Source organism: Amycolatopsis sp. NPDC004368, assembly GCF_053602515.1.
Genome location: NZ_JBSGDT010000044.1, coordinates 12,231 through 38,077 on the forward strand (window position 1 = coordinate 12,231; position 25,847 = coordinate 38,077).

29 protein-coding genes, 1 tRNA gene and 1 pseudogene are annotated in these 25,847 nt (G+C 70.9%); 8 read left to right on the plus strand and 23 right to left on the minus strand.

Features of this window, described 5'->3' with window-relative positions:
* The first annotated feature begins 133 nt into the window (after positions 1-133).
* Positions 134-262 carry a LuxR C-terminal-related transcriptional regulator gene (locus ACWEOE_RS36985; RefSeq protein WP_452017616.1) on the plus strand — a complete coding sequence of 43 codons (129 nt, stop codon included), beginning with the start codon at positions 134-136 and terminating at the stop codon, positions 260-262.
* Between the two features lie 135 nt (positions 263-397).
* On the opposite strand, the gene ACWEOE_RS36990 is transcribed toward ACWEOE_RS36985, so the two are convergent.
* From ACWEOE_RS36990 to ACWEOE_RS37010, 5 genes and pseudogenes are all read right to left on the minus strand, one after another.
* Positions 398-985 carry a DUF6461 domain-containing protein gene (locus tag ACWEOE_RS36990; RefSeq protein WP_452017618.1) on the minus strand — a complete coding sequence of 196 codons (588 nt, stop codon included), beginning with the start codon at positions 983-985 and terminating at the stop codon, positions 398-400.
* A gap of 153 nt (positions 986-1,138) precedes the next feature.
* The gene (locus ACWEOE_RS36995; protein ID WP_452017620.1) at positions 1,139-2,185 is read right to left on the minus strand and encodes a M20/M25/M40 family metallo-hydrolase; all 1,047 of its coding nucleotides are present in this window, start codon (positions 2,183-2,185) and stop codon (positions 1,139-1,141) included.
* A gap of 265 nt (positions 2,186-2,450) precedes the next feature.
* Positions 2,451-2,624: pseudogene (locus ACWEOE_RS37000) on the minus strand (leucine zipper domain-containing protein); the annotation flags it as partial.
* A 116-nt stretch (positions 2,625-2,740) separates the two neighbouring features.
* A complete protein-coding gene (locus tag ACWEOE_RS37005; protein WP_452017622.1) occupies positions 2,741-3,796 on the minus strand; it encodes an alpha/beta hydrolase in 1,056 nt (351 codons plus the stop codon).
* Positions 3,797-3,929: 133 nt separating this feature from the next.
* Positions 3,930-4,619, minus strand: a complete 690-nt coding sequence (locus tag ACWEOE_RS37010; protein WP_452017624.1) for an EthD domain-containing protein — start codon at positions 4,617-4,619, stop codon at positions 3,930-3,932.
* 451 nt (positions 4,620-5,070) lie between these two features.
* Here ACWEOE_RS37010 and ACWEOE_RS37015 point away from each other — a divergent pair, with 451 nt between their 5' ends.
* Together ACWEOE_RS37015 and ACWEOE_RS37020 are read left to right on the plus strand one after the other, a co-directional pair.
* Complete coding sequence (locus tag ACWEOE_RS37015; RefSeq protein ID WP_452017718.1) at positions 5,071-5,298, plus strand: DDE-type integrase/transposase/recombinase; 228 nt, start codon at positions 5,071-5,073, stop codon at positions 5,296-5,298.
* The gene (locus tag ACWEOE_RS37020; protein WP_452017720.1) at positions 5,190-5,684 is read left to right on the plus strand and encodes an IS5 family transposase; all 495 of its coding nucleotides are present in this window, start codon (positions 5,190-5,192) and stop codon (positions 5,682-5,684) included. Before ACWEOE_RS37015 ends, ACWEOE_RS37020 begins: the two co-directional genes overlap by 109 nt.
* Before the next feature lie 27 nt (positions 5,685-5,711).
* Here the strand turns inward: ACWEOE_RS37020 and ACWEOE_RS37025 are convergent, their stop codons facing one another.
* Together ACWEOE_RS37025 and ACWEOE_RS37030 are read right to left on the minus strand one after the other, a co-directional pair.
* Positions 5,712-6,194: a hypothetical protein gene (locus ACWEOE_RS37025; RefSeq protein WP_452017626.1), complete on the minus strand. Its 483-nt coding sequence runs from the start codon at positions 6,192-6,194 to the stop codon at positions 5,712-5,714.
* A 110-nt stretch (positions 6,195-6,304) separates the two neighbouring features.
* A tRNA-Asn gene (locus ACWEOE_RS37030) sits at positions 6,305-6,377 on the minus strand.
* A gap of 166 nt (positions 6,378-6,543) precedes the next feature.
* Between ACWEOE_RS37030 and ACWEOE_RS37035 the strand changes: the two genes are divergently transcribed.
* Complete coding sequence (locus ACWEOE_RS37035; RefSeq protein ID WP_452017628.1) at positions 6,544-6,723, plus strand: hypothetical protein; 180 nt, start codon at positions 6,544-6,546, stop codon at positions 6,721-6,723.
* 57 nt (positions 6,724-6,780) lie between these two features.
* Here the strand turns inward: ACWEOE_RS37035 and ACWEOE_RS37040 are convergent, their stop codons facing one another.
* The 3 genes from ACWEOE_RS37040 to dnaG are packed head-to-tail and all read right to left on the minus strand — an operon-like array spanning position 6,781 to position 10,097.
* Complete coding sequence (locus tag ACWEOE_RS37040) at positions 6,781-7,545, minus strand: trans-aconitate 2-methyltransferase (RefSeq protein WP_452017630.1); 765 nt, start codon at positions 7,543-7,545, stop codon at positions 6,781-6,783.
* A 52-nt stretch (positions 7,546-7,597) separates the two neighbouring features.
* A complete protein-coding gene (locus ACWEOE_RS37045; protein ID WP_452017632.1) occupies positions 7,598-8,122 on the minus strand; it encodes a hypothetical protein in 525 nt (174 codons plus the stop codon).
* A 1-nt stretch (position 8,123) separates the two neighbouring features.
* The gene (dnaG, locus tag ACWEOE_RS37050) at positions 8,124-10,097 is read right to left on the minus strand and encodes a DNA primase (protein ID WP_452017634.1); all 1,974 of its coding nucleotides are present in this window, start codon (positions 10,095-10,097) and stop codon (positions 8,124-8,126) included.
* Here dnaG and sigJ point away from each other — a divergent pair.
* Both sigJ and ACWEOE_RS37060 read left to right on the plus strand, forming a co-directional pair.
* On the plus strand, positions 10,096-11,034 hold the full coding sequence (gene sigJ / locus ACWEOE_RS37055) for an RNA polymerase sigma factor SigJ (RefSeq protein WP_452017636.1): 939 nt from the start codon (positions 10,096-10,098) through the stop codon (positions 11,032-11,034). The genes dnaG and sigJ overlap by 2 nt on opposite strands.
* Positions 11,035-11,094: 60 nt before the next feature.
* Positions 11,095-11,661, plus strand: a complete 567-nt coding sequence (locus ACWEOE_RS37060; protein WP_452017638.1) for a carboxymuconolactone decarboxylase family protein — start codon at positions 11,095-11,097, stop codon at positions 11,659-11,661.
* Positions 11,662-11,664: 3 nt separating this feature from the next.
* Here the strand turns inward: ACWEOE_RS37060 and ACWEOE_RS37065 are convergent, their stop codons facing one another.
* The 13 genes from ACWEOE_RS37065 to ACWEOE_RS37125 form a co-directional block, all read right to left on the minus strand.
* The gene (locus tag ACWEOE_RS37065; RefSeq protein WP_452017640.1) at positions 11,665-12,036 is read right to left on the minus strand and encodes a CPCC family cysteine-rich protein; all 372 of its coding nucleotides are present in this window, start codon (positions 12,034-12,036) and stop codon (positions 11,665-11,667) included.
* Between the two features lies 1 nt (position 12,037).
* Positions 12,038-13,870 carry a glycosyl transferase gene (locus ACWEOE_RS37070; RefSeq protein WP_452017642.1) on the minus strand — a complete coding sequence of 611 codons (1,833 nt, stop codon included), beginning with the start codon at positions 13,868-13,870 and terminating at the stop codon, positions 12,038-12,040.
* Positions 13,870-14,955 carry a serpin family protein gene (locus tag ACWEOE_RS37075; protein WP_452017644.1) on the minus strand — a complete coding sequence of 362 codons (1,086 nt, stop codon included), beginning with the start codon at positions 14,953-14,955 and terminating at the stop codon, positions 13,870-13,872. The genes ACWEOE_RS37070 and ACWEOE_RS37075 overlap by 1 nt, the downstream gene beginning before the upstream one ends.
* Positions 14,956-15,106: 151 nt before the next feature.
* Entirely contained in the window at positions 15,107-16,384 is a 1,278-nt protein-coding gene (locus ACWEOE_RS37080) for a deoxyguanosinetriphosphate triphosphohydrolase (protein ID WP_452017646.1), read from the minus strand.
* Positions 16,385-16,428: 44 nt separating this feature from the next.
* Entirely contained in the window at positions 16,429-17,070 is a 642-nt protein-coding gene (locus tag ACWEOE_RS37085; RefSeq protein ID WP_452017648.1) for a YdcF family protein, read from the minus strand.
* Between the two features lie 33 nt (positions 17,071-17,103).
* Complete coding sequence (locus ACWEOE_RS37090; RefSeq protein WP_452017650.1) at positions 17,104-17,709, minus strand: response regulator; 606 nt, start codon at positions 17,707-17,709, stop codon at positions 17,104-17,106.
* The gene (locus ACWEOE_RS37095) at positions 17,706-18,839 is read right to left on the minus strand and encodes a sensor histidine kinase (protein ID WP_452017722.1); all 1,134 of its coding nucleotides are present in this window, start codon (positions 18,837-18,839) and stop codon (positions 17,706-17,708) included. The genes ACWEOE_RS37090 and ACWEOE_RS37095 overlap by 4 nt, the downstream gene beginning before the upstream one ends.
* 111 nt (positions 18,840-18,950) lie before the next feature.
* Positions 18,951-19,691, minus strand: a complete 741-nt coding sequence (locus tag ACWEOE_RS37100; RefSeq protein WP_452017652.1) for an ABC transporter permease — start codon at positions 19,689-19,691, stop codon at positions 18,951-18,953.
* Positions 19,688-20,644 carry an ABC transporter ATP-binding protein gene (locus ACWEOE_RS37105; protein ID WP_452017654.1) on the minus strand — a complete coding sequence of 319 codons (957 nt, stop codon included), beginning with the start codon at positions 20,642-20,644 and terminating at the stop codon, positions 19,688-19,690. The genes ACWEOE_RS37100 and ACWEOE_RS37105 overlap by 4 nt, the downstream gene beginning before the upstream one ends.
* Positions 20,645-20,801: 157 nt before the next feature.
* Positions 20,802-22,190, minus strand: a complete 1,389-nt coding sequence (locus ACWEOE_RS37110) for a glycine--tRNA ligase (protein ID WP_452017724.1) — start codon at positions 22,188-22,190, stop codon at positions 20,802-20,804.
* A 91-nt stretch (positions 22,191-22,281) separates the two neighbouring features.
* Entirely contained in the window at positions 22,282-22,926 is a 645-nt protein-coding gene (locus tag ACWEOE_RS37115) for a class F sortase (RefSeq protein ID WP_452017656.1), read from the minus strand.
* Between the two features lie 75 nt (positions 22,927-23,001).
* Positions 23,002-23,640 carry a class F sortase gene (locus tag ACWEOE_RS37120; RefSeq protein ID WP_452017658.1) on the minus strand — a complete coding sequence of 213 codons (639 nt, stop codon included), beginning with the start codon at positions 23,638-23,640 and terminating at the stop codon, positions 23,002-23,004.
* Positions 23,641-23,646: 6 nt separating this feature from the next.
* Positions 23,647-24,747 (minus strand): hypothetical protein, encoded by a 1,101-nt coding sequence (locus tag ACWEOE_RS37125; RefSeq protein ID WP_452017660.1) that lies wholly within the window; start codon positions 24,745-24,747, stop codon positions 23,647-23,649.
* A 280-nt stretch (positions 24,748-25,027) separates the two neighbouring features.
* On the opposite strand from ACWEOE_RS37125, the gene ACWEOE_RS37130 reads away from it, so the two are divergent.
* Both ACWEOE_RS37130 and ACWEOE_RS37135 read left to right on the plus strand, forming a co-directional pair.
* A complete protein-coding gene (locus ACWEOE_RS37130; protein WP_452017662.1) occupies positions 25,028-25,411 on the plus strand; it encodes an ArsR/SmtB family transcription factor in 384 nt (127 codons plus the stop codon).
* A gap of 2 nt (positions 25,412-25,413) precedes the next feature.
* The gene (locus ACWEOE_RS37135) at positions 25,414-25,842 is read left to right on the plus strand and encodes a Fur family transcriptional regulator (protein ID WP_452017664.1); all 429 of its coding nucleotides are present in this window, start codon (positions 25,414-25,416) and stop codon (positions 25,840-25,842) included.
* Positions 25,843-25,847: the final 5 nt, after the last annotated feature.

Consider the following 25,847-nt stretch of genomic DNA (forward strand, 5'->3'; position numbering starts at 1 on the left):
TCGGTCACCCGCCGGGTCATCGACCGCGTGGCCGCCCAACCCCCATCCCGATCGCACCCCCACCGGCATCTGCTGACCGCCCGCGAACGGCAGATCGCGGCCTGGGCCGCGACCGGTGCCTCCAACGACGAGGGTGGCCGCCGAACTCGTGCTCAGCCCCGCCACGCTACGCACCCACATCGGGCGGGCGATGAGCAAGCTCAATGCCCGGGACCGCGCACAACTCGTCGGGTTCACCGTCGAGGCCGGGCTGACGGTCTGACTTCTGCGCGACTGGTGCAGTCGTCGACCACCTCCGCCGGGCTGCGGGCGAAGCACCATCCGATTCGCTACCGGGACCGGAGCCGCGTGGATGGGCACCGGCTGCTCCTGGACCCGCCGAACCTGCGGAGTTCCTTCACGAGAACCGTCGACGCCGGCGAGCCACCAGGCCCGCCGCGAGCTCCGCCCCGAGCACCAGATCCGCATCGGCGACCACACCGGACACCGCGGCGGCCAACCTGAACATCTCGTTGCCCTGCAACGCTTTGCCGCGTGACGGATCAATGCCCGCGGCACGCATCTGTGTCACCAGCCCGTCGGGGTTGCTTCCCGTTCGCGTTGTGGGATCGATCGGATCGAACCGACACCGGAGTTCGCCGTCGCGCCAGTAGGCAAAGCCCTCCAACCCCGAGCCCGTCCGCGCGACCTGGACGGCGCGCTTTCCGCTCGCGGACAGCCCGGCGAGCACGTCCGGCTTCGCCGCAACCAGCGACTCCAACTCCACGACCACCGCCCAGCCGCCGACCTGCGCGACACGAATGCCGCTTCGGTCACCACCCGCGAGCACGCTCAGCGGGCCAGGTTTCCTCGGAGCGGCAAGTTCTTCGGCAGAGAGGATGCCGAAGACCTCTCCCGGGGTGATTCCCTCGGCGAACGTCAAGCACACCATCACCACGGCCGGATCATCAGCCCAGGCGAATGGATCATCCCCCGTATCCAGCACCGCCAGATCCTAACGAGGTCTGGGCTGCGCATCGCCATGTCGGCCGCGTTGACGAGATCCGGCGGACAGCGCCCACCCCCACGCGACGGCCACCCTCGGCCGGGCCGCGGAGCAGACGCGGTCCACCGCGTGGACCGCGTCGAGATTCGCTGCTCAGCGAAGCTGTGACTCGTCCGAGGTCGCGAAGTGGGCGACCGTCCCGGCGATCGCCGAGAGGTAATGGTCCAGCACCACGCGGTTGACGTTCTCGAGGCGGTCGCAGGGCTTGTGGTAGCAGGGGTCGTACCGCTCGTCCGCCTGACCGCCCCACGCCTGGGCCTGCGCCCCGGACTTTTCCCGGCGGTCACCGTTTTCCGCACCACCGGACGGGATGCCGGCTTCGACAAACGGTGCTTCATCGTCCCCGACGAACTTGATGATTTCCGGTTTCACCCCCGTCTTCGCCAGCTGGCCGGCGAGGATGCCGGCCACGACGGCCGAACCGGGCGGGCCCGTCTCGGACTGGTCGTCACCCACGCCGCCCTGGGCGAAGTAGCCGCCATTGGGGGAAGCGACCATGTCCACATTCAGGTAGAGCATGATCTTGTCGCGGTCCACCGGGGAAACGCCGTTGACGTACGACTTCGAGCCCTCGGAACCATTCTCCTCCGAGCCGAAGAACGCGAACCGGACCGTGTTGTGCAGCTGCGCCGAAGGACCGAGGTGACGGGCGATTTCCAACAGCGCGGCAACACCGGAACCGTTGTCGACGATCCCGGGTCCATCTTCCACCGAATCCAGGTGAGCCCCGATCATCACCACGTGATCGGGGTCCCCGGTGCGGGTCTGCGTGATGACGTTGCGTGCTCTGGCCCCCTCCTGACCGCGCCGCCCGGACATCTCGTAACTCGGGGTGGCCACTTCGTAACCGGCGGCGCGAAGAACACCGGCGACGTACTCGACGCTCGCGTCGTAACCGGGGCCAGGCGAAGCCCGATTGCCACCGTGCTCGTCGGCGATCTTCTGCAACGCCTCGAGGTGAAGGAAGGCTCCGGTGGCACTGACGGAACCCTTCAGCTGCTGAGCCACCTGACCGTCCACCACCTGCACGTTCGGCTCGGGCGGCTCCTCCCCCGGCGACGAACAGCCGCCGGCGACGACCCCCGCCATCAGCGCGAGCGCAAGTCTTCTGCGCGTCAGGACCCGCTTCGGTGACCACATCACAGCTGCTCCTCACCCCGGCTCGGACTGACCTTCCACCGTCGCACGCCGGCTGAGGCCACCGCACCGCACGACAAAGGTGAATGCTTGTGCAACCGAAGGCACGCAGGCCGGACGTGCTGGGCGGCGATCCTTGCTCGACCTGGTACAACCCCGTTGCTGATCGTGCAATTTGAGGACGGAGACCGGCCGCACCCGCACCTGCGGCACCAGCATCGAATCGATCCACCCCTACCAACGGGTAACAAAAGCCCAGGCCATCGGGTCGGTCCGTCAGGCTGGCGTCGCCTTCGCGGCGGTAGCGGCGGACCCACTTGTGTCCGGTCGCGCGGGAGATTCCCGGTTCGGCGCTCACGTGCGCGACCGGTCGTCCCGCGGTGACACGCTGGACCAGCAAGCGCCGGCCGTGCAGGGTCAGCCGGGCGTTGCGGTGCGACACACGAAGACCTCCGTTGTGATCGGTGATGGCGTCAGACACCAGCACCACACACGGAGGTCTTCGTCATGAACAAACGACGTGCCGGTCAACCGTCACCACGTCCATGGCCACTACAGCTAGCTCGGCGAACCCCACCACGACACGTCCGCAGCCGGTCCCGCGTGATCGGGCGAATCCGGAGCGGGGGCGTGCGCCGCTGCGCGACCCCCGGTGTCGGATGCGGCCGGTGGGCGGAGACGATCGTGCTGCTGTTGCGCCGGGTTGAGGCCGCGCAGCAGGGCTTCGACGAGGCTGTGCCGCGTGCGTTGCGAGATGGGGGCGTCGGGGGCGATGTTGTGGGAGCCGTGGAAGGTTGCGGGCCAGCAGTGGAGTTCGGTGGGGACGCCGGCTTCGAGGAGACGGCGGGCGTAGTCGAGGCCTTCGTCTCGCAGGACGTCGAGTTCGTTGACGGCCAGGTAGGTCGGCGGGAGGCCGGTGACGTCCGCGCGGGCCGGGGCGGCGTAGGGAGAGGGGTCGGCGGCCTGGTCGCCGAGGTAGTACTGCCAGCTCAGGACGGCCTGTTCGCGGGACCAGGTGGTGGTGAATTCGGGGTCGTTCATCGAGGTGGTGGTGAGCCGGTCGTCGAGGACGGGTTCGATGAGCGCCTGGAAGACCAGGCGCGGGCCACCGCGGTCGCGAGCCAGCAAGGCCACACCGGCGGCGAGGCCGGCGCCGGCGCTGTCGCCGAGGACGCCGATGCGGGCCGGGTCGGCGCCGAGTTCGGCGGCGTTGGCGGCGAGCCAGCTCAGGGCGCTGTAGCAGTCTTCGACCGGGGTGGGAAAGGGGTGTTCGGGGGCGAGGCGGTAGTCGACGGACACGACCACGATGCCGAGGGTGCGCACGAGGTGGGCGTTGAAGCTGTCGTCGAGGGCGGCGCTGCCGGTGGCGAAGCCGCCGCCGTGGATGTCGAGCAGGGCCGCCACCGTCGTCGTGGCCGGGGTGGCCGGGCGGAAGATCCGCACCGCGACGCCGGGCGCGACGGTGCGCTCGGTGAGCTCGACGCCGGTCAGGTCGGGGCGGACGGATTCGTAGGCCAGCCGGACCATTTCCCGGGTCGCGGCCAGGTCGCTGAACGGCGCGTCGGGCAGCAGCGGAACGACCGCGGCGAGGTGCTCGTGAACGGTGCGGGGCATGGTGGTCAGGGTCCTCTCAGACACGATCGGAAGCGGGGCAGCGCCGGCATGGGGACGTTCGGGGCCTGTCGTGCGGACAGGGCCGGTCGTGCACCGGGGATGGCGGCGGCACGACCGGTCCTTCCGGCAGGGGTCAGCGAATGAAGTACTCCTGGCCCGTCGCCGACGAGGTGTTCGCCACGTCGACGGGCGAGTCCTTCTCCAGCGCGGCGGCGAAGCCCGTCAGGTCGAGCGGGGCGTTGTCCTGCGACGCGGGGTTTCCGCGCCACAGCTCCACCACGGCGTCGTAGAGCACGTCGCCGCCGTAGAACTCGTCGATCGGGAGGTTCTGGGTGTAGCGCGACAGACCGGGAACGGTGCGCTGCGCCAGCTCGGGCAGCTCTTGGCGGTACCAGGTGACGAACTCCTCGCGCGTGACGTCCGGCCGCCGGTGGACGAACAGCGTGCCCTTCGTGAACGCCCGGTGCGGGGTCAGGGTCGGCCCGGCGAGCGGGATTTCCTCCTCGGTGGCGAGCGTGTTGTACGGGCCGTCGAGGTCGATGTAGTACGGGTACTCCTCCTTCTGGATCTTCTCGGTGTAGAACGGGTCCTGGCGGGTCAGCTCCGCGAACGACTCCTGGCTGTCGAACCAGCACTCCACCAAGCCGTCGTAGACCGAGCGCTTGAACGGCGCGACGTTGTCCTCGACCATGTGGAACTGCATGTACTTCTTGATCGCCGTGATCGGCTCCACCTCACGCCGGTGCACGATGGCCAGGTGCAGGTGAAAGTGCTGGCGAGAGATCTTTCGGCTGCGGGGAAGCAGCCCATAGGTCTTGATCACGCGAGTCCCCTCCTTGTCGTGCCGTTCTCGTCCACGGCTGTGCTTCCAGCGTTTCGACGGACGGCAGAGCTAGCCAGGGACGGTTCTTCCCTGCATAAGCGCGCGACCGGAGCACGTGGTCAGCCAGGGACCGCCACTCCCTGGGTGAAGCTCGCTCTGTCTACGCCCGCGCGCGCGGCCGAATGCGGTGGCAGAGCGCTCGCAGCAGCAGGCCTGGCGGACCTCCGGCGCGCTGCTGGACCAGTCGCACCCCATGACCGACCTCACCTCTGGGCCCCGGACGCACTCCGGCCGCTCAGCGACTTCGGGGTGAACACCTTCGCCGGCTTCACCCCGGGCAAGGCCAGCGGTACGTGGCGGTCAACCAGGACGGGTTCCTGATCGGGAGCATCGCACCCGCGAGCGCAAGGTCTACTGCGCGGTCGTGCTCGATGTCTACTCTCGTCGCGTAGTGGGCTGGTCTATCGATTCCTCGCCCACCGCGGCCCTGGTGACGAACGCGCTCGGCATGGCCATCGACAACCGGGCACCGCAGTCTGGCACGATCATCCGTTCCGACCAAGGAGTCCAATATGGATCGTGGGGCTTCACCAAGCGCGCGAAGGACTCCGGGCCCGTGCCATCGATGGGCAGCATCGGGGACTGTGGCGTGGCAAGAACGGATCGAAGATCCACCTGATCACCGACCGGAATGGACTGCCACTGTCGCTCGGCATCTCCGGTGCCAATATGCACGAGAGCCTCGGCCTGCAACCGCTCGTCCGGGGCATCCCACCCATCCGCTCCCGGCGCGGGCCGCGCCACCGGCGCCCGGCCAAGCTCCACGCCGACAAAGGCTACGACTACGACCACCTGCGCCGATGGCTCAGCCATCGAGGCATCCGCCACCGCATCGCCCGCAAAGGCATCGAGTCATCGACACGGCTGGGACGCCACCGCTGGGTCGTCGAAAGGACGGTGTCCTGGCTGGCCGGATGCCGCAGACTACACCGCCGCTACGAACGCAAGGCGGAACACTTCCTCGCCTTCGCCGGCATAGCCGGAGCCCTGATCTGCCACCGCTGACTCGTCCGTGCGGACGGGCAGAACCTGTCAATGTGAGGCCACTCCCACGCTGCTCACCCAGACACGGAAGGGCACAACCTCCGGCTCGGCCCCGGTCTGCTCCGCCCACTCCTGCACATCGCCCAGGTCAGCCCAAGCAATGACGCCGGGCTGGCTGTCCGTCAGGAACGCCTCCACGATCGGCCCAAGATCGTCAGACGGGACGTAGGCGCCGCCGAACGGCAACTCATCCGAGGCCACAGACCCGGTCGAGCACCTGAGCTGCCCGGCATGCTCGTCATGCCACACATAGAACGTTGCCACACCGGGAAAGCCCAGCTCCCGGATGCGGCCCCGGATGGTTGAAGCTGTCCGCTCAAAAGCGGCCACTACGTCGGAGGCGGACAGCGACCTCCTGTCCTCGTCCTCCGCACTCAGCCACCAGGTGTTGGTCTTCCACTCCGCCCGCCGGTCAGCGGGCTCCAGGACCAAGGGTTCGTCCGCCACCTCGGCGATCCATGTCAGCAGCACCGCGGAAGTATCCTAGAGTTTGGTCCCTAAGCCCCACCATAAGAAACGACGTCTAAATCGCCCCTACTTTCGGGTAACAAAAAGCCCAGGCCATCGACCTGGGCTTTGCGCTCCCCCGCTTGGACTCGAACCAAGAACCCTCCGGTTAACAGCCGAATGCTCTGCCAGTTGAGCTACAGGGGATCGTATTCAGTTGTGCACCGGATCTCTCCGGTGCGATGAGAGAACTTTAGCCTACGGCCCCCACCACCCGAACAGGGGGCCCCTCTTCGCGGATCACCCCCGGCGGGCGCCGGATTGCTGGACAATGGAGAGTCGGGAGTCCGACGAACGAGAGGTGTGGCCGCTGATGAAGAAGTTCCTGCTGGGCGTGGGTCTGGGTTACGTGCTGGGGACCAAGGCCGGCCGGGGACGGTACGAGCAGATCGTGCGCACCTACCGCAAGGTGACCGACCACCCGATGGTCCAGGGCGCCGCGGGCGTCGCGCGGGCCAAGGTCGGCGAGAGGTTCGGCCGGGGTCGCGGCTGAGCCGCACGCGTACCGCCGAGGGGGCCGTGAGCGCGCCCGAAAACACACGGCCGCGGGTCAGGGCACCCGCGCCACGAAGAAGATCCGGCGGAACTCGAACCACGTCGTCCCGTCGGCGCGCGGCGGGTAGGCCTCGTCGAGCAGCGGCGCCAGCTCGGTGCGGAACGCAGCCCAATCGGCGTCCGACAGCGCCGCGCGGATGGGCCGCAGCGCGGTGCCGGTGATCCACTCCAGCACGGCGTTCTCGCCGCCCAGCCGCTGCAGGTAGGTGGTCTCCCAGGCGTCCACCAGGCACCCGGCGTCGGCGAGCAGTGTCGCGTACTCCAGCGGCGAGGAAACCGCCTCGTCGTGGCGCAGCTCCAGCGACGCGAGCCGGGACGACCAAGCGGGCGAGGCCGCCAGCGTGCGCGTGATGTCGTGCGACGGCGCGTCGAAGTTGCCCGGCACCTGCACCGCCAGCACGGCCCCCGAGGGCAGCTGCCCGGCCCAGCGCCGCAGCAGCTCGTCGTGGCCCGGCACCCACTGGAGCACGGCGTTCGACACGACCACGTCGGTGTCCGGCCGCGGCTCCCACGTGCGCACGTCCGCCACAGCCGCGTCGACCCCCCGAGAACGGGCGGCGGCCACCATCTCCGGCGAGCTGTCCAGGGCCTCGAGCACGGCACCGGGCCAGCGCCGTCCCAGGTCGAGCGTGAGGTTGCCGGGGCCGCAGCCCAGGTCGACGACGCGGCGGGGCGCGTCGGCGGAGATGCGCGCGATCAGGTCGTAGAACGGGCGGGCCCGCAGGTCCGCGTAGTCGAGGTATTTGGCCGGGTCCCACATGGCGAGCCTCCCGAGATAAACAGTACGCCCGTACTGAGTACGAGCGTACTGCTCAGGTGCCCGGGTTGGCCAGCTTCTCGGCGACTTCGCCCGCGATCGCCTCGACCAGGGCCTGGTCGGTGCCCGGGTCGGGGCGCACCTGGAGCACGGTGCCGTCGCGGCCGGGGACCTTGCGCTGCACGAACCAGGCGCCGCCGCCGGTGCCGAAGTCGTGGCGGTGGCGGGAGCGCACCGAGCCGTCGACGCGCAGGCGCACCTGCGGGGGCACCTTGCCGGGCTGGGGCAGCCGGAACCGCACGGGCTCGCGGTCGGTGACGACGACCACCGGGCCCGCCTCGCCCGTCTCCTCGGACTCCGTGAGCTCGAACACCTTCTCGTCCCACGCCGCCTTGGCCACCAGGTGCCAACCGACGCGGCGGGTGCCGCCGGCCTCGGGGAACCACAGGCCCAGGCTCGTCACCACGAGGTGGCCGCCGCCTTCCACGGGCGCGACCGCGATCACGTTTTCGCCCGCGGCCAGCTCGCCAGGGAAGCCCGCGGGGAGCCCGGTGCCGAGGAAACGGTTCAGCCAGCCCATGTCAGTCCCATCCGGACGCGGCCTGCTCGCGCAGCGACTTGCGGTACTGCTCCAGTGCCACGAGGTCGCCGAAGAGCGCGCGGTAGTCGTCGGGCGCCTCGACCGGCGACAGCCGTTGCAGCTTCGACTTGATCTCGGCGATCTGCCGGCCCACGAGGCTTTCCTGCACACCCGCGAGCACACCGGAGATGTAGCGCGAGTCCACTTCCCCCAAGGCGCGCAACGGTTCCACGGCCAGCTCGCTCAGCACCCGCCGCACCGTCCCTTCCGGACAGTGCTGCGTGGCCGCGTCGAGCAGGGCCGAGCCGGTGAGCCCCGAAGCGGCGCCGCCGGCCTTCAGCAGCGCCAGGTGCACGGCGACGTACACGGGGTGCGTGAACGCCTCCTCCGGCAGCGAGTCGTACTCGGGCCCGGCGATCGCGGGCTGCTGCAGCGCGGCCTTGAGCGCCTCGCGCTGCCCGATGAACCGCGGGTCGTTCGGGGCGGGCCTCGGCAGGTCCTGCTTGTCGGCGGCGGCCGGCTCCGGATTGGCGGCCTGCCGCGAAGCGGGCTGACGCAGCTGCGGCGTCGGGCCGCCGCGCTTGGCCGTCGCCCCGGCCGCGCCGCGCACGCGGTTCACGACCTGTGCCACGTCCTGCCAGCCGACCCACCAGGCGAGCTTCGAGGCGTACCCGTCGCGGCTCGCGCGGTCCTTGATGGCCGCGACCATCGGCACCGTCTTCTGCAGCGCGGCGACCTGGCCGTCGACGGAGTCGAGGTCGAACTGCTTGAGCGTGCTCTTGATCACGAACTCGAACAGCGGCGTGCGGCGCGCTACGAGGTCCTTCACCGCCGCGTCGCCCTTCGCGATACGCAGGTCGCACGGGTCCATGCCGTCGGGCGCCACCGCGATGTAGGTCTGCCCGGCGAAGGTCTGGTCACCCTCGAACGCCTTCAGCGCGGCCTTCTGGCCCGCCTCGTCACCGTCGAAGGTGAAGATGATCTCGCCGCGGAACGCGTCGTCGTCCATCATCAGCCGGCGCAGCACCTTCATGTGGTCCTCGCCGAACGCCGTGCCCGACGACGCCACGGCCGTGGGCACCCCGGCGGCGTGCATCGCCATCACGTCGGTGTAGCCCTCGACCACCACGACCTGGTGGCGCTTCGCGATCTCGCGCTTGGCCTGGTCGAGGCCGAACATGACCTGCGACTTCTTGTAGATCTGGGTTTCGGCGGTGTTGAGGTACTTCGCCTCGATGCGGTCGTCGTCGAACAACCGCCGCGCGCCGAAGCCCACCACGTCGTTGCCGACGTCGCGGATCGGCCACACCAGCCGCCGGTGGAAGCGGTCCATCGGGCCGCGCTGGCCCTCCTTGGACAGCCCCGAAGCGATCAGCTCCTTGACCTCGAAGCCGCGGTTGAGCAGGTGCTTCGTCAGCTTGTCCCAGCCGCCCGGGGCGTAGCCGCAGCCGAACTGCTTGGCCGCGGCGGCGTCGAAGCCGCGCCCGGACAGGAAGTCGCGCGCCGGGCGCGCTTCGTCGGTGACCAGCTGCTCGATGTAGAACTCGCTCGCCGCCCGGTGCGCCTCGATCAGCCGCGAACGGGTGCCGCGGTCGCGCTGCACGCTCCCGCCGCCGCCCTCGTAGTTCAGCCGGATGCCGACGCGGTCCGCCAGCCGCTCGACCGCCTCGACGAACGAGACGAGGTCGATCTTCTGGATGAACTTGATGACGTCGCCGCCCTCGCCACAGCCGAAGCAGTGGAACGTGCCGTGGGTGGGGCGCACGTTGAACGACGGGGTCTTCTCGTTGTGGAACGGGCACAGCCCCTTCAGGCTGCCGCCCCCGGCGCGCCGCAGCGCGACGTACTCCCCCACGACCTCGTCGATCCGGTTGCGCTCACGCACCTCCGCGATGTCGCTCTCCCGAATCCGTCCTGCCACGGTATCCACAATAGTTCTCCCTCCCCGGTGGCTTTGCGGCACACTCGGCCTCATGCGCACACCGACCGCCCTCGACGACCTCGCGGACGAGTTCGCCGCCTGCCGCGGCCACCTGATCGGGGTGGCCTACCGGCTCACCAGCACGCGCTCGGACGCCGAGGACGCCGTGCAGGAGGCGTGGCTGCGCCTGGCCGCGCTCGACGACGCCGGGCGCGCCGGCATCCGCGACCTGCGGGCCTGGCTGACCACCGTCGTCGGCCGCATCTGCCTCGACCGGCTGCGCTCGGCGCCGGCGCGGCGCGAACAATACGTGGGCCAGTGGCTGCCCGAACCCATCGTGACGCCGCTCGGCGCGCCGGTGAGCGAGGACCCGCTGGAGGCCGCCGTGCGCGACGACGGCATCCGCATGGCCGCGCTCGTGGTACTCGACAAGCTCACGCCGGAGCAACGCGTGGCGTTCGTGCTGCACGACGCGTTCTCGCTGCCCTTCGCCGAGATCGCCGAGATCCTCGGCGTCACGGCCGAAGCCGCCCGCCAGCACGCCTCGCGGGCGCGGCGCACCGTCGACCACGCCGACCCACCGCCGCGCGCCGAGCTGGCCGAGCAGCAGCAGGTGCTCGAGCGCTTCGTGACCGCCCTGCTCGCCGGCGACATCCGGGCGATGGCCGAGGTGCTGCACCCCGACGTCGTGCTCATCGGCGACTCCGACGGCAAGGGCCGCACCACGCGCCAGATCATGGTGGGCGCCGACAAGCTGTCGCGCTTCTTCCTGGGCTTGATCTCGAAGTACGAACCGGGCGTGATGACCCGCGGCGCGCCCATCCTCGTCAACGGCGACCTCGGCCTGTGGCTGCCGCCGATGCCGGGCCGCGCGGGGTTCCTGTCCGTGGACGAGCACGTGCAGTCGATGAGCGTGCGCGACGGCCGCATCGTGGCCATCTACGACATCGTGAACCCCGACAAGCTCACCCGCATCACGCGTCCCGCGTAGCTGTCACACCCGCGGGCGCCGCCTCGTTCCTCCGTCAGCACCGACGAACAGGAGACGACCATGCCCCGCATCCCGGCCAAGCGCACGAGTGAGTCCGGTCCGCTGCTGAAGCTGTTCTACCGGTTCGCCGGGCGGCGGTTCGGCGCCGTGCCCGAGCCGATGGCCGTGGTGGCGCACCACCCCGGGCTGCTGCGCACGACCGTCGTGCACGAGCTGCTGGCCGAAAGGGCCTCGAAGCGGCTGCCGGCCAACGTGCGGGAGCTGGCGGTGTACCGGGTGGCCACGCGCATCGGCTGCTCGTGGTGCGTGGACTTCGGCACGATGCTGCAGCGCCACGAAGGCCTGGACATCGAGCGCCTGCGCGACATCGACGACTACGCGACCTCCCCCGCCTTCACCCGCGCCGAGCGGCTGGCCGTCGCCTACGCCGACGCGATGTCGGGCGCACGGGTGAGCGTGACCGACGAGCAGGTCGCCGAGCTGGAGGCCGAGTTCGGCCGCGCCGGCGTGCTCGAACTCACCTACCAGATCGCGCTGGAGAACTCCCGGGCGCGGATGAACAGCGCCCTCGGCATCGCCGACCAGGGCTTCACCTCGGGCGACGCCTGCCGGGTGCCGATGCCGTGACGGCTACCGGCGCCGCCAGAAGGTCGGTCGCCACCAGTAGAGCGCGGTGCCGTCGGCCGGCCAGGGCGCCCCGCGGTCGTCCCGCGGCTCGAAGTCGTCGACGGCGAGGTCGATCGGACGCCAGCCGTCGTCGAGCGGTCCGGCCGCGCCGGCCACGCGCACCAGTCGGGTGAAACGGGACTCCGTCGCGCCGAGTTCGGCGTACGTGCGCTGTGCCTCGATCAGCGACGGGCGGTTCGCCCCGCCGGTCCGGTCGGGCCATCGCAGCTGGACCGCGTCGTCCTCCCAGAAGCACACTCGGCAGACCGCGTGCGAGCCCGGCCCTTCCTCGAACACGAGGTGCCCGCAGCACGGGCACGGGCACGGGCAACGCACGTCAGCGGCGCCCGGTGATCGCCCGCACGTCCCAGATCCACACGCCGTCCACGAACTGCGCCGGTTTGCGCAGCAGCAGCTCCACGGTGGCGCGGTAGGCGTCCGCGTGCTCGCGGGGGATCAGGACGAGCACGCTCGCGTTCCAGTAGCGCAGGTCCTTGATCGTCTGGTCGCGGTCGGCGTCGGTGACGGTCTGGGTCTGGCCCGAGTCGCGGACGCGGTCGAGCAGGGTCGAGGTCGGCATCTGGTAGGAGCCGTAGCGACCGCGGTCGTCGTCGGGGCCGCTCGGGCCCACGAAGTAGCCCTCGGGCATCGCGTAGCCCAGGCCGGCGTCCATCTGCCAGTGCAGCGGCTCGGACTCGCCCGAGCCGGGCAACGGCACGGGCACGACGGTGCCGCCGGGGGCCACGTAGGTGCGCCAGGTGCCGTCGGCGAAGAAGGCCGGCGTCGGGGGGCGGTCCTTGACCAGCAGCTGCGTCGGGGCGATCGGGAGGAGCACGGCGATCACCGCGCCCACCCACAGCAGGCGCAGGGGCAACCGGTGCTTGCCGTCGGCGGGTTCGGGCAGCGTCTCGGCGGTGGTGAACACGCGCTCGGTCGCGATCGCCAGCAGCGCGCCGATCGCGGGCACGCACGCCATCGCCAGGCGCGACTCCAGCAGCGACTCGAACAGCGGCAGGTCGGCCAACAGCTTCCACGGCCCGGCCACGCCGGTGTCCACGTGCACCGCCACGAGCTCGACGCCCATCGACAGCCACGCCATGAGGAACATCGAGATCGCGAGCGAGCGCGCCACGACCTCGCGCCACAGCCAGACCGTGACCACGACCATGAGCACGATGAGCGGCCAGCCGAAGAACGCGTTCTCCTCGGTGCGGTTGATCGACACGTCGGCGGCCGCCTCGGGCTGCCCGGCGATCGACTGCGTGGCGAAGCGCGTGAACGCGGCGAGGTCGTTGCCGGCCTGGCCGTGTGCCAGCCCGGAGTAGCTCTGCGGCCCGAAGAACTGCCACCACAGCGGGAACGCCACCAGCACACCGGTGATCACCACGGCCAGCCCGCCGCCGAGCAGCAGCGGGCGCACCATCGCCTTGATCTCCCGCGGACGGGACACGAGGTAGGCCACGGCGAAGATCACGAAACCCAGCGCGAAGATCAGCAGCGGCTCTTCACCGAGGAAGATCTGGTACGCGGTGAGCACGCCGAGCCAGATCCCGTTGCGCACGACCTTGCGGCCCTGCGCCAGGTGGATCACCTTGAGCGCCAGGAACGGCATCACGAACCACGCGACGAAGTTCGGGTGCGCGTTGCCGTGCGAGATCATCGAGGGGGCGAAGCCGGCGACCGCGCCCCCGATCGCCGCCGCGGCGCGGTAGCGCACCAGGTGGCGCGAGAACACCCAGTACCAGGCGGCCGCGGTGCCGGCGAGGCTGCCGGTGAGCACGATCGCCCAGGTCACCGTGGGCCCGAACGCGAGTGTGATCGGCGTGAGCGGGATCCCGACGCCGAGCATGGCCGTGTTGGCCATCATGTTCACGCCGAGCGGGTGGTTCTGCAGGCCAGAGTTCAGCGGGTTCTGCAGGTGCAACACGGAGTTCGCGGTGACGTCGAAGAACCACTCCCACAGGTTCTGGTCCGACGCGCTGTTCCACAGGTACCCCGTGCCGAGGTCCGCCCACAGGCCGCTGTAGAGGACGAAGGCGAACGCGAGGTACGCGGCGACGATGCCGGCGTCCGACCAGGACCGGCGCATCCGCGGCGGTGCGGCGGGCACGTCCGGACCGGGGACGACGGGGATGAGCTCAGTCCTCGCGTCCGGTTGGAAAAGGCTCACTACGGGCGCACCACCCGCGCGAAGAAGTACACCGCGCCGGTGCCGGCGTGCCGCACGAGCAGGAGGAACGGCCGATCCACGGCGACTTCCAGCGGCTTTTCCGTGGCCATGGACATCGTGCGCATCTGGATCGCCGTGGCGGCCGCGCCTTCGAGCCCTTGCTCGTCGAGGCGCAGCACAGCCTGGTGCACCACGCTGTCGACCCACAGCGGGCGCGTGTCCGTGAGGCCGGTGAGGTCGGCGTCGGGGGTGAACAGCTCGCGCACGCCCAGCGTCTGGAGCGCCCCGTCGAGGTCGGTGCGCAGGTCGAGCTCGATCTTCGGCAGGCTGAGCCTGACCTTGCGGCGGCTCGGGCCGTCGAGGAGGTGCTTGAGGCGCGTGGTGTCGAGCGCCGCCTCGGCGGGGCCGAGGTCGCCGTCGGGCAGCAGCACCACGGCCTCGACGCCACCCTGCGCCGCGAGGCTCACGACCTGCCACCCGTCGGCGTGGTGGTAGCCGACGGTCTCTTCCAGCCGCATGGTCTTGACGCGGCGGGTGCCGTCCGGGCTGTGGAAGTCCGCGTCGGCGGTGGCGCCGGCCGGGAACGGGTGGCGCCAGGCGGTCTTGAGGTAGAGCGCGTTGACGAGGCTCGCGCGGGTGTCGGCGCTGATCGCCCCGGCCGCGAGCAGCTCCGGGATCAGCCCGTTCGTCGTCCGGTCGACGTCGCTGTTGATCAGCCCGCGCGCCGCCTCGGGATCGGTGGCGAACGGCGCGGTCTCGGCTTTGCCCCCGGGCCACGCCACGAGCTCCCCGAGAAAACCGCCCTCGACTTCGATCTCGTCCGACGCCCACAACGTGTTGGCCACGGCGAGTTCCGCTTCGTCGCCGAGCTGGGCGGCTTCGCGCAGCACGGTCGCGTGCTCGTCGAGATCGCGTGCACCTGCCAGGAGCTCGCGCAGCTCCTCCGCGGTCGCCCCGCGGGCCGCCCTCGCCGCCATCCCCAACGCGCTGGCCGCCGAGTACGGCGAAAAACACGCGTCACCCCCGCCGGCCGCCGCAACGCGCCCCAGGGCAAGCATGAAGTCCAAGTGGCTGTCCACCGCCATGCGGCGACCGTACCCGACCGAGTGGTCCACGCGGCACGGAACCGATCACCCGAAGGTTCAGCGCACCTCCCGAAGACGGCCCGCGAGGTTCGCGCGGCCGCGCCCGGAGGTCGAGGGTGGCGCTGAGCGGGGCGGATGCGGACGCCGGCCCTCAGGCGTGCCGCCCCACATGCCACCGGTGCCATTCATGCGCCTGCGCGTCCGTCAGCGACGCGACCTGATCCACCACCACCCGCAACCGAGCCGCGTCGTCACCCGCGGCCTCCCACGGCGGCACGAACAGCGGATCCAGGGACTCCGGCGCCCGCCGCCCCAAGGCGGCCACCAGCTGCGCGATCAGCTCCCGCTGCCCGTCCTGCATCGCGAGGCGGCGGCGGTCGCTCATGACGTAGCGCAGGGCCAGGGCCTTGAGGAGCGCGACCTCGGCCGCGACCTGATCCGGGACGGCCAAGCGGGCGCCGTAGCGGAGGAGCGGGCCCTCGCCGTAGACGCCGCGGGTGCCGGTGACCGCAGCGGAGGCGAAGCGGCCCACCAGTTCGCTCGTGAGGCGCTTCAACGCCACCTGGGCACGCAGCGAGCCGTCCGGAGCGGTGCGCACCAGGGACGAAACCACGGGCAGGTCGAGCAGCTCCTTGGCCGCGCCCTCCAAAGTGGACGCCGACAAGGTGGAGAAGTGGCGCGCGGCGGCTTCGGCGACGGCGGCGCGTTCCTCCGAGTCGGCCAGCACGCTCAGCGAGATGCGGCCCGCCAGGACACCGTCCTCGACGTCGTGGACGGAGTACGCCACGTCGTCGGACCAGTCCATGATCTGGGCCTCAAGGCACCGCCGCTCGCCGGGGGCGCCGGCGCGCACCCAGTCGAACACCGGCACGTCGTCGGGGTAGACGCCGTACTTCTGCTGCCCCGGACGGCGCGGCCAGGGGTACTTCGTGGTCGCGTCGAGGCACGCACGCGTGAGGTTCAGGCCCACCACCGCGCCGGTGTCGTCCAGGGCCTTGGGTTCGAGGCGGGTGAGGATGCGCAACGTCTGCGCGTTGCCCTCGAACCCGCCACACGCCTGGGCCACCTCGTCGAGCGCGCGCTCGCCGTTGTGCCCGAACGGCGGATGCCCGATGTCGTGCGCGAGCCCGGCCGTGTCGACGAGGTCCGGGTCGGCGCCCAGCTCCTCGGCGATCCCGCGGCCGATCTGCGCGACCTCCAGCGAATGCGTGAGCCGCGTGCGCGGCACGCCGCTGACCTCGGCGCCTTCGCCGGGGCCCACCACTTGCGTCTTGCCCGCCAGCCGGCGCAGCGCGGCCGAATGCAGCACGCGGGCGCGGTCGCGCGCGAAATCGCTGCGCCCGTCGGGCCGCGCGCCGGCCAGCGCCGCACCCTTGGGTGGCTCGGCCAGCACCCGGGCGCGGTCGTACTCGGAGTACCCGTCGCTCACGAGGCCCAGCCTAAACGCGACCCCCGACAGAACCGACGGAAAGATCAGCCCATGAAGGTGTCGAACAGCTCGTCGGCCGGCGAGTTCGTGAGCTCGTAGAACAGCAGCGCACCCGTCTCGCGGAAGATGTAGCGGACCTGGGTCACGCGTTCCTGCACGATCGGGCCGCTGTGCGTCGGCGCGGTCCACGCGTCGAGCCCGAGGTCGGCCGCCATCGTCCGCGCGCGGTAGGAGTGCCACGGGTCGCTCACGAGCACCGCCGTGTGCCAGCCGCGCGCCTGCACCTTGTCGGCGACGGCCCGCAGACTCCGCAGCGTGTCGCTGCCCTCGCCCACCGCCAGCGTCGCCGACGCCGGCACGCCGTGCTGCGTCAGCCAGCGCGCCCCGGCGGCCGCCTCGGTGAAGTTGTCGGCCGCCCGCTTGCCCCCCGCCGTGACGATCGTCTTCGCGACGCCCGCGTCGTAGAGCTGGCGCGCCTTCTCCAGCCGCGCCGAGAAAATGTCCGACGGCTTGCCGTTGTACTGCGCGGCCCCCAGCACCACGATCACGTCGGCCGGCGTGCGGTCGTTCTCCCGCGCCACCTGCCACACGCGAAACGCCGTGCCCCCGACCACGGCGAGCACCACGAGCACCGCGCCGAACGCGATGCGGCGCAGCCAGTTCGCCGCCGTCGGTGGTGTCCTCATGCCCGCCATCTTTTCAGAACCGCACACCCCGGGTCACAGCCAGCCTCGCTCCTCCGCCAGCCGCACGGCCTCGGCGCGCGTGCGGGCGCCCGTCTTGCCGATCGCGGCCGAAAGGTGGTTGCGCACAGTGCCTTCCGAGAGGAACAGCGCCTTCGCGATGTCGGCCACGGTGCTGCCGTCGCGAGCCGTCGACAGCACTTCGCGCTCGCGCCCGGTGAGCGGGCTCGCCCCGGTGGCCAGCGATTCGGCCGCCAGCGCCGGATCCACCACGCGCAGTCCACTGTGGACGCGACGGACGGCCTCCACGAGCTGCTCCGGCGGCGCGTCCTTCACCACGAACCCCGAAGCCCCCGCGGCCATCGCGCGCGCAAGGTACCCGGGCCGGCCGAACGTCGTGCAGATGATCACGCGGCACGAGGGCAACGCGGTGTGCAGCTCGGCGGCCGCGGCGAGGCCGTCCTTGCCGGGCATCTGCACGTCGAGCAGGGCGACGTCGGGCGCCGACTCCTTCGCCGCCGCCAGCACCTCGTCGCCCGACCCGACCTGCGCGACGACCTCGATGTCGGATTCGAGCCCCAGCACGGTCGCGAGCGCGCCGCGCACCATCGCCTGGTCGTCGGCCAGCAGTACGCGGATCACGCGAGTCCTCCGGCGGGTTCGGTCCGCGCGACCGGGACGGCCGTCGGCTCGGGATCCGGGATCTCGGCCCGGACCACCCATCCTTCCCCGGGCCGCGGCCCGCTGCGCAGCGTGCCCCCGGCCGCGGCGAGGCGTTCGGTGAGCCCGCGCAGCCCGTTGCCCGGCTGGGCCTCGGCGCCCGTGCCGTCGTCGTCGATCTCGAGCCAGTCGCGGCCCAGCCGCACGCGCACGCGCCCGGCGCCGGAATGCCGCAGCACGTTGGTGATCGCCTCGCGCAGCACGTAGCCGAACGTGCTCTGCAGCTGTGGTGCCACGTTGTCCACGGCGTAGGGCAGGTCCGCCTCGATCTCCGCCGCCCGCAGCGCCGCGCGCGCCCCCGCCAGCTCAGCGGCCAGCGACACCTCGCGGTACTCCGACACGGTCAGCCGCACGTCCGACAGCGCGCTGCGGGTGAGGCCCTCCACCTCGCGGATCTCCTCGACCGCGCGCCCGACGTCGCCGGAGCTCTCCAGCACCCGGCGCGCCAGCCCGGCCTTCACGGTGATCGTGGTGAGGCTGTGGCCCAGCAGGTCGTGCAGGTCGCGGGCCACGCGCTGGCGCTCGTTGGCCACGGCGAGGGTGGCGATCTCCTTGTTGGCCATCTCCAGCCGGCGGATGGCCCGGATCAGGTTGGCCATGAAGAACATCGCCAGCGTGATCGAGGCGACGGAGATCAGGTCGCCGCCGTCGGCGCTCATCTTGCCGCCGGCGAGCAGCACGATCGCCACGGCACCGAACGCGAGCGCGTCGAGGAGCGCCGCCCAGCCGGCCGGGAAGAGGAACGCGAGTGTGGCGGTGGCGTAGAGCAGGATGTAGGGGCTGACGTCGGTGAGCAGCGTCGAGAGCAGGCCCAGGGCGAGCATCACCGTGCCGAAGACGAGCTTGATCCGGGTCGGCTTGCCGAACACGATCGGGAACACCACGTAGCAGGCGCCGTAGCCGTAGAACAGCGCCCCCATCGGCACCCGCGCCCACATCGGGTCGGAGTTCCCGGCCAGCCCGCGCGTGGCCGGGATCAGGAACGGCAGCAGGAAGAGCACCGCGAAGATCGGCCAGCCGATCCGGTTGGGCCCGCCGCGGTGGCCGACCATCGGGTCGTCCCACCAGGAGGCCCGGTCGTTCAACGCGAACCGGAACCGCGTGGCCGCGATCGACGCGGGCTCTTCGTTCGTGCGCTGCACCGTGGTTCCCTCCCGTCCCGGTCAGACCCGGGCGCTGTCCTTACGGTAACGCCTGATCACGAGCGCCCCGAGCACCACAGTCCAGCCCGCCAGCACCGCGATCGCGGTCGGGAGGCTCACGAGCAGCTCGTTGGTCACGGCCGGGCGCACCAGCCCGATCAGCCAGTAGGTGGGCAGCAGCTGCGACACGTCCTGCATCCACGCCGGCATGCCCTCCAGCGGGATCCACAGGCCGCCGAGGAAGCCCATGCCCAGCATCACGATCATGGAGATCGGCTGCATCGACTCCGGCGTCGCGAGCTGGCCGATCAGCAGGCCCAGCAGCACGAGCGGGATGGTGCCGACCCACAGGCCCAGGATCACGCGCAACCAGTCGCCGCCGCCCAGGTGCACACCCTCGACCCAGATCGCGACGAGTGACACCAGCAGCAGCGCGGGCAGCCCCACGAGCAGGCCGGCCAGCGCCTTGCCGCCGAGGTAGGAGGCGCCCGACAACGGCGTCAGGCGCAGCTGCCTTTGCCAGCCGCTGGCGCGTTCGACGGCCAGGCGCGTGCCGTTGGTCGTCGCCGCGGCGAAGAGGCCGAACGCCATCATGTTGACCATCACCACGGCCACCACCGCGGCGTGGTCGGGGTCGCTCGCTTTGGTGAAGACGCCTGCCTGCAACAGGAACATCACCACCGGGAAGGCGACCACGAAGATCAGGAACCGCATCGAGCGGAACAGCCGCCGGATCTCGACGGCGAGGTAGGAGGCGTTCATCGGGCTGCTTCTTCCTGGTTGTCTTCTGCGGTCAGGGAAAGGAACGCACCTTCCAGGCCGACGGCGCTGATCTCGATGTCGCGCACCCCCGGTACGGCGGCCATCAACGCACGCAGCGTGGCGTCCGACTCGCTGCTGGAGATCGCCACGCGCTCGCCGCGCAGCTCGAACTCGGTGACCGCCGGCAGCGTCGCCACGAGCCGTTCGGTCAGTTCGGTGGCGCCCGGCAGCACGGCCCGGATGGTGCGCCCGCCGGCCAGCGCGCGCACCTGAGCCACGGACCCGTCGGCGACCACGCGCCCCGACCGCATGAGCACCACGCGGTCCGCGAACTCCTCGGCCTCTTCGAGGTAGTGCGTCGCGAAGAGGACGGTGCGCCCGCTGTCGGTGAAGGAGTACATGGACTTCCAGAACTCGCGCCGCGTCCCCACGTCCATCGCGGCCGTCGGCTCGTCCAGCACGAGCAGATCGGGATCCGACACCAGCGCGACGGCGAAGCGCACCCGCTGCTTCTGCCCGCCGGAGAGCTTGTTGGCCCGCCGGTCGGCGATGTCCTCGACACCCGCGCGCTGCAACGCCTGCACCAGCGGCATCGGCGTGCGGTGCAGCTTGGCGACCATGCGCACGGTCTCGCGCACGGTCAGGTCCTCCAGCAGCGCCCCGCCCTGCAGCATCGCCCCGATCATCCCGGCGCGCACGGCGTCGCCCGGCGTCTTGCCGAACACCGTGACCTCCCCCGCGTCGGGCTTGCTGAGCCCCAGGATCATGTCGACGGCGGTCGACTTGCCCGCGCCGTTCGGCCCGAGCAACGCCACCACCTCCCCCGGCGCGATCGTCAGCTCGACCCCGTCCACGGCCTTCACGGCTCCGTAGTGCTTTCTCAACCCGCTCAACCGAACGGCGGCCCCCGCCGCGACGTCCCGCGCTCCGCGGGTGGCCTGTGTGGTTTCCATGGGATTGAGCCTGCCGCCGGCGGGGCTTTCGTTCGCAGGCCGAGCGTCACGAGGTGACCGTGACAGGTGTCAGGGGTGAGTGCGGGGGGAAGTCCGTCGCAAACGCGAAACGGCCCCTCCCCGATCACCGGAGAAGGGCCGTTCGCGAGAGAGAAAATCAGCAGCCCAGCAAGCGAGGCGCCAGGTACTCCTCGACCTTGTCGATCGCGATGCGTTCCTGGGTCATGGTGTCGCGTTCGCGGACCGTGACGGCCTGGTCCTCGAGCGAGTCGAAGTCCACGGTGACGCAGTACGGGGTGCCGATCTCGTCCTGGCGGCGGTAGCGGCGGCCGATGGCCTGGGCGTCGTCGAAATCGACGTTCCAGTGCTTGCGCAGGGTGGCCGCGAGGTCGCGCGCCTTGGGCGAGAGGTCGGCGTTGCGCGAGAGCGGCAGCACCGCGGCCTTGAACGGCGCGAGCCGCGGGTCGAGGTGGAGCACGGTGCGCTTGTCGGTGCCGCCCTTGGCGTTGGGGACCTGTTCCTCGTCGTAGGCGTCCACGAGGAAGGCCATCATCGAGCGGCCCACACCCGCCGCCGGCTCGATCACGAACGGGCGGTAGCGCTGGCCCGAGGCCTGGTCGAAGAACGACAGGTCCACGCCCGAGTGGTTCGAGTGCGTGGTGAGGTCGAAGTCGGTGCGGTTCGCGATGCCCTCGAGCTCGCCCCACTCCTGGCCGGCGTTGAAGTCGAACCGGTACTCGATGTCGACGGTGCGCTTCGCGTAGTGCGAGAGCTTTTCCTTGGGGTGTTCGAAGTGGCGCAGGTTCTCCGGCTTGATGCCGAGGTCCGTGTACCACTTGGTGCGCTCGTCGATCCAGTACTGGTGCCAGGTCTCGTCCTCGCCCGGCTCGACGAAGAACTCCATCTCCATCTGCTCGAACTCACGCGTGCGGAAGATGAAGTTGCCCGGCGTGATCTCGTTGCGGAACGACTTGCCGACCTGGCCGATGCCGAACGGCGGCTTCTTGCGCGTCGCCTTCTGCACGTTGAGGAAGTTCACGAAGATGCCCTGCGCGGTCTCCGGGCGGAGGTAGTGCAGGCCCTCCTCGGACTCGACCGGGCCGAGGTAGGTCTTCAGCATCATGTTGAAGTCGCGCGGCGCGGTGTAGCGGCCGCGGGTGCCGCAGTTGGGGCACGGCACGTCGGACAGGTCGTGCTCCGACGTCTCCTTGCCGGTGCGCGCCTGGTACTCCTCCGCGAGCTGGTCGGCGCGGAAGCGCTTGTGGCAGTGCAGGCACTCGATCAGCGGGTCGGTGAACACGTTCACGTGCCCGGACGCGACCCAGACCTGGCGCGGCAGGATCACCGACGAGTCGAGACCGACCACGTCGTCACGGCCCTGCACCATGGTCTTCCACCACTGGCGCTTGATGTTGTCCTTCAGCTCCACGCCGAGAGGCCCGTAGTCCCACGCCGACCTGGTGCCGCCGTAGATCTCTCCCGACGGGAAGACGAAGCCACGTTGCTTGCACAGACTGACGACGGTTTCGATGGTGTTGGCGGGCACTCCACGCTCCGGAAGCATGCGGGGACGGTTGGACTAGGTGGTTCAGCGTATCCGGCCACCCCCGCGACGCTTCCGGCGAGGTGAGCAGGGCTCAGGGCCGGCCGGTCAGCGACGCCGTGACGACCCGGTTGTCGTCGTAGCCCACGGTGGGGCCGACGTAGTCGCCGCCGCACGTCACGAGCACCAGTTTGTGGGGCCCGTCCGGGGAAAACAGCTTCGCCGACTCGGTGGCGAGCCCGGACTTGTGGATCGTGCGGACCTCCTCCACGCGGTAGCTCCACCTGCCGCCGGAGGTGTCGGTGACCGTCACCGTCTGGCCCTGCTTCACCCGCCACAGCTGGTCGAACGGCCCGGTGCGGCCCTTCCAGTTCACGTGGCCGGAGAAGAGCGTGACGCCGTGGTCGGCGCCCAGGCCCGAGCCCCACCACGCGGCTTCGGCGAGGCTCTGCGGGATCACCAGGGCACCGTCGTCGCCCACCGGTTCCTGCACGAGCTTCGCGGTGCCGCCGCCGGGCAGCAGCACGGTGCCGGGTTGCCGCCCCGGGTCCGCCTGCCGGCCCTCCGCAACCGACGACGGTGCCGCAGGCACGGGCACCGAGGCCGGCCCGCCCGCGAGACTCGGTTCATCCCTTCCGGTGAAGATCAGGAGGACGGCGACGAGCGCCGCCACCACCACGGCCCCGACGGCGGCCCATACCCACTTCGTCCTCGCGGGCCGTTCCTGTGTCCCTTGCATCGTGCTCCCTGCTCCGGTGTGTCGTGCGCAGGAAGACATGCCGCGGGACGCGGCGGGGGTTGCACGCGATCGCGCTCAGGTGGGCCGGACCACCAGGTCCGCCGTGACGATGCGGTTCTCGTCGTAGCCCTCGGTGCCACCCACGTAGTCGCCGCCGCAGGTCACGAGCACGAGCCGGTGCGGGCCGGTCTGCGCGAACCACTGCGGTGCCTGCGCGGGCAGCTGCTCCTTGCGCAGGGTCGCCGCGCCGGTCACCCGGTAGATCCAGCGGCCGCCGGAGGAGTCGACGATGCTCACGTTGTCGCCGGTGCGCACGCGCCACAGAGCGTCGAACGGTCCCTTCGTGCCGGCCCAGTTCACGTGCCCGGACAGCACCGCCGCTCCCTGCGGCGCGCCGAGGCGAGCGCCCCACCACGCGGCATCGGCGAGGCCGCGCGGGATCGGCAGGATCCCGTCCTGGGTCACCTCGGTGCGCACGAGCCGGGCCTCCGACCCGTCGGGCAGCCGCACGCTGCCGGGCCGCTGCACGCCGACGGCCGCGCCATCGGAGGGCAGTTCGGCGGGCGCGCCGTCCTCCCCCGGCAGGGAGCCGGGCGGTGGCTCCGCCGCGGCGGCGGGCACGGGCGCGGGACCCCAGGTCAGCACGACCACGCCCGCGGCCAGCGCGAGCACGGCGACCACCGCCGACACGACGGTCAGCACGGTGCGCACCACGGGGACCTACTCGCCGCGCGAGCGCGCCAAGCGCCGGCGGCCCAGCCCGATCGCGAGCCCGCCGAACGCCAGACCCGCGACGAGCAGCCCCAGGCCCAGCGGCAGCCGGTAGTCGCTCTGCGGTGCGGCCGCGGTGCCGAGGTAGCCGGCCGGGACCTCGGTGGGCACCGGCGGCTGCGTCGCGGTGGCGCCGTTGCCGCTGCCCCCGGACACGGGAACGAAGTTCCGCGGGATCGAGCAGCTCACGCCACCGAGGACCAGCGTGGTGTGCACGTCGGGCAGCGCCACGTCGTCGGCGTTGCGCAGGTGCGTGGTCACGTCGATGTTCCAGCCGGCTTGGGCCGTGGCCTCGCCGCTGCGCCAGCCGTCCTGCTTGATCAGCTGGTTGAACGAGGACACCCGCGACACCACCACGTCCGACAGCGACTTCGTGGGATCGGAGCCGTCGATGATCCGGGGCGCGCCCATGCGCAGGTTCTTCACGCTCAGCGAAGCCGCGCCCGCGGGCATCGTGACCTGCTTGAGCGTGTCGTCCTCGCCGCGCACCCAGAGCCGCGTGAGCGTGGTGGTGCCGGTGACCTTGTTCGGGGCCGAGCAGTCGGCCGCACTGCGGGCGCTCTCGAGCACCAGCATCGTGTCGTCGACCGGACGGTTCTTCGCGCGGGCGGTGTCGCGCAGCGCGTAGTTGGTCTCGGCGACGGCCGTGGGCACGTTCGTGGCCTGCAGCGCCGCGACCACGTTGTGGTCCCGGCTCGCGATCCCGGTCGGGTACGGGCTCTTGCTCGCGTCGGCGAACTTGCCGAGGTCGATCTCCCAGTTGCCGCCGAACGTCGAGCGCTCGCCGTCGTTCTTCGGCACGGCCACGCGGTCGGTCGAGAGCTTCGACTGGCCGGGGGTGAGCGGCGAGCGCTGCGTCTCGGTGATCAGCGAGCCGCCGTGCTGCGGGTCGGAACCCAGCCGCACAGACGCCACGTTGGCGAACGACACCGGGCCGCTCTTCTCGTCCACAGCCTTCACGGTCGGCGTCGTCTGCGCGGCGGCCACCGGGGCCAGCGCGGGCAGCGCCGCCACCGCCAGGATCGCCGCCTTCGTCACGAAACGAGTCATTGTCTCCCCACTGCCTTCGCCTCACACCCAGCGAGTCGTCAGCGTACGAGAAGCGACGAAACGCCCCGCGACAACCTTGCACCGTCGCCCACCGGTTGCGAAGCCGAAGTGCCGATTACTCACGAACTCACCCGATCGGGTTAGACCGGTGTGAGGGACCGGTGACCACCGGGCGCCACTGAGGGGAACACTACGATGACGGTGACCGTTGTCGACAATGACATCCGACTTCGGATTTTCACCGGCCACGGCCGGTCGCGGCACCAGCGGGGAGGCAACGATGGCACCGGCCAGCACCGGCGCTCTTTCGAGCGGCACCGGCACGTCCGGTGAGCCGGCGACCGAGCCGGCCACGGCCCCGGCCGTCCCGCTCGGTCATTCGGCCGGCGCGCTCGCCGACGCCGGTGACCTGCTGCGCGCGCTCGCCGCCCCCGTCCGGATCGCCATCGTGCTGCAGCTGCGCGAGGCCGACCGGTGCGTGCACGAGCTGGTGGACGCCCTCGACGTCGCGCAGCCGCTGATCAGCCAGCACCTGCGGGTGCTGAAGACGGCGGGCGTGGTGCAGGGCGAACGCCGGGGCCGGGAAGTCGTGTACCGCCTGGTGGACGACCACCTGGCCCACATCGTCGTCGACGCGGTCGCCCACGTGCAGGAAGGGAAGTGACCATGACCTCGGCTCCCCACTCGGCGCCGCCCCCCTCGGCCCCGGTGCCCGGCCGCCGTTCGACCAGGCAGCGGGCGGCGGTGGTCGACCTGCTCAGCACGGTCGACGACTTCCGTTCGGCGCAAGAGCTGCACGACGAGCTGCGCAAACGCGGTGACGGCATCGGCCTGACCACCGTGTACCGCACGCTGCAGTCGCTGTCGGAGGCCGGCGAGATCGACGTGCTGCGCACCGACTCCGGCGAGGCGATCTACCGCCGCTGCTCCACGCACCACCACCATCACCTCGTGTGCCGCGTGTGCGGGCGCACGGTGGAGGTCGAGGGCCCCGCCGTGGAGCGCTGGGCCGAGAAGATCGCGTCGGAGCACGGGTTCTCCGACATCAACCACACCGTGGAGATCACCGGCACCTGCGCCGAGCACGCCGGCTGACGCAC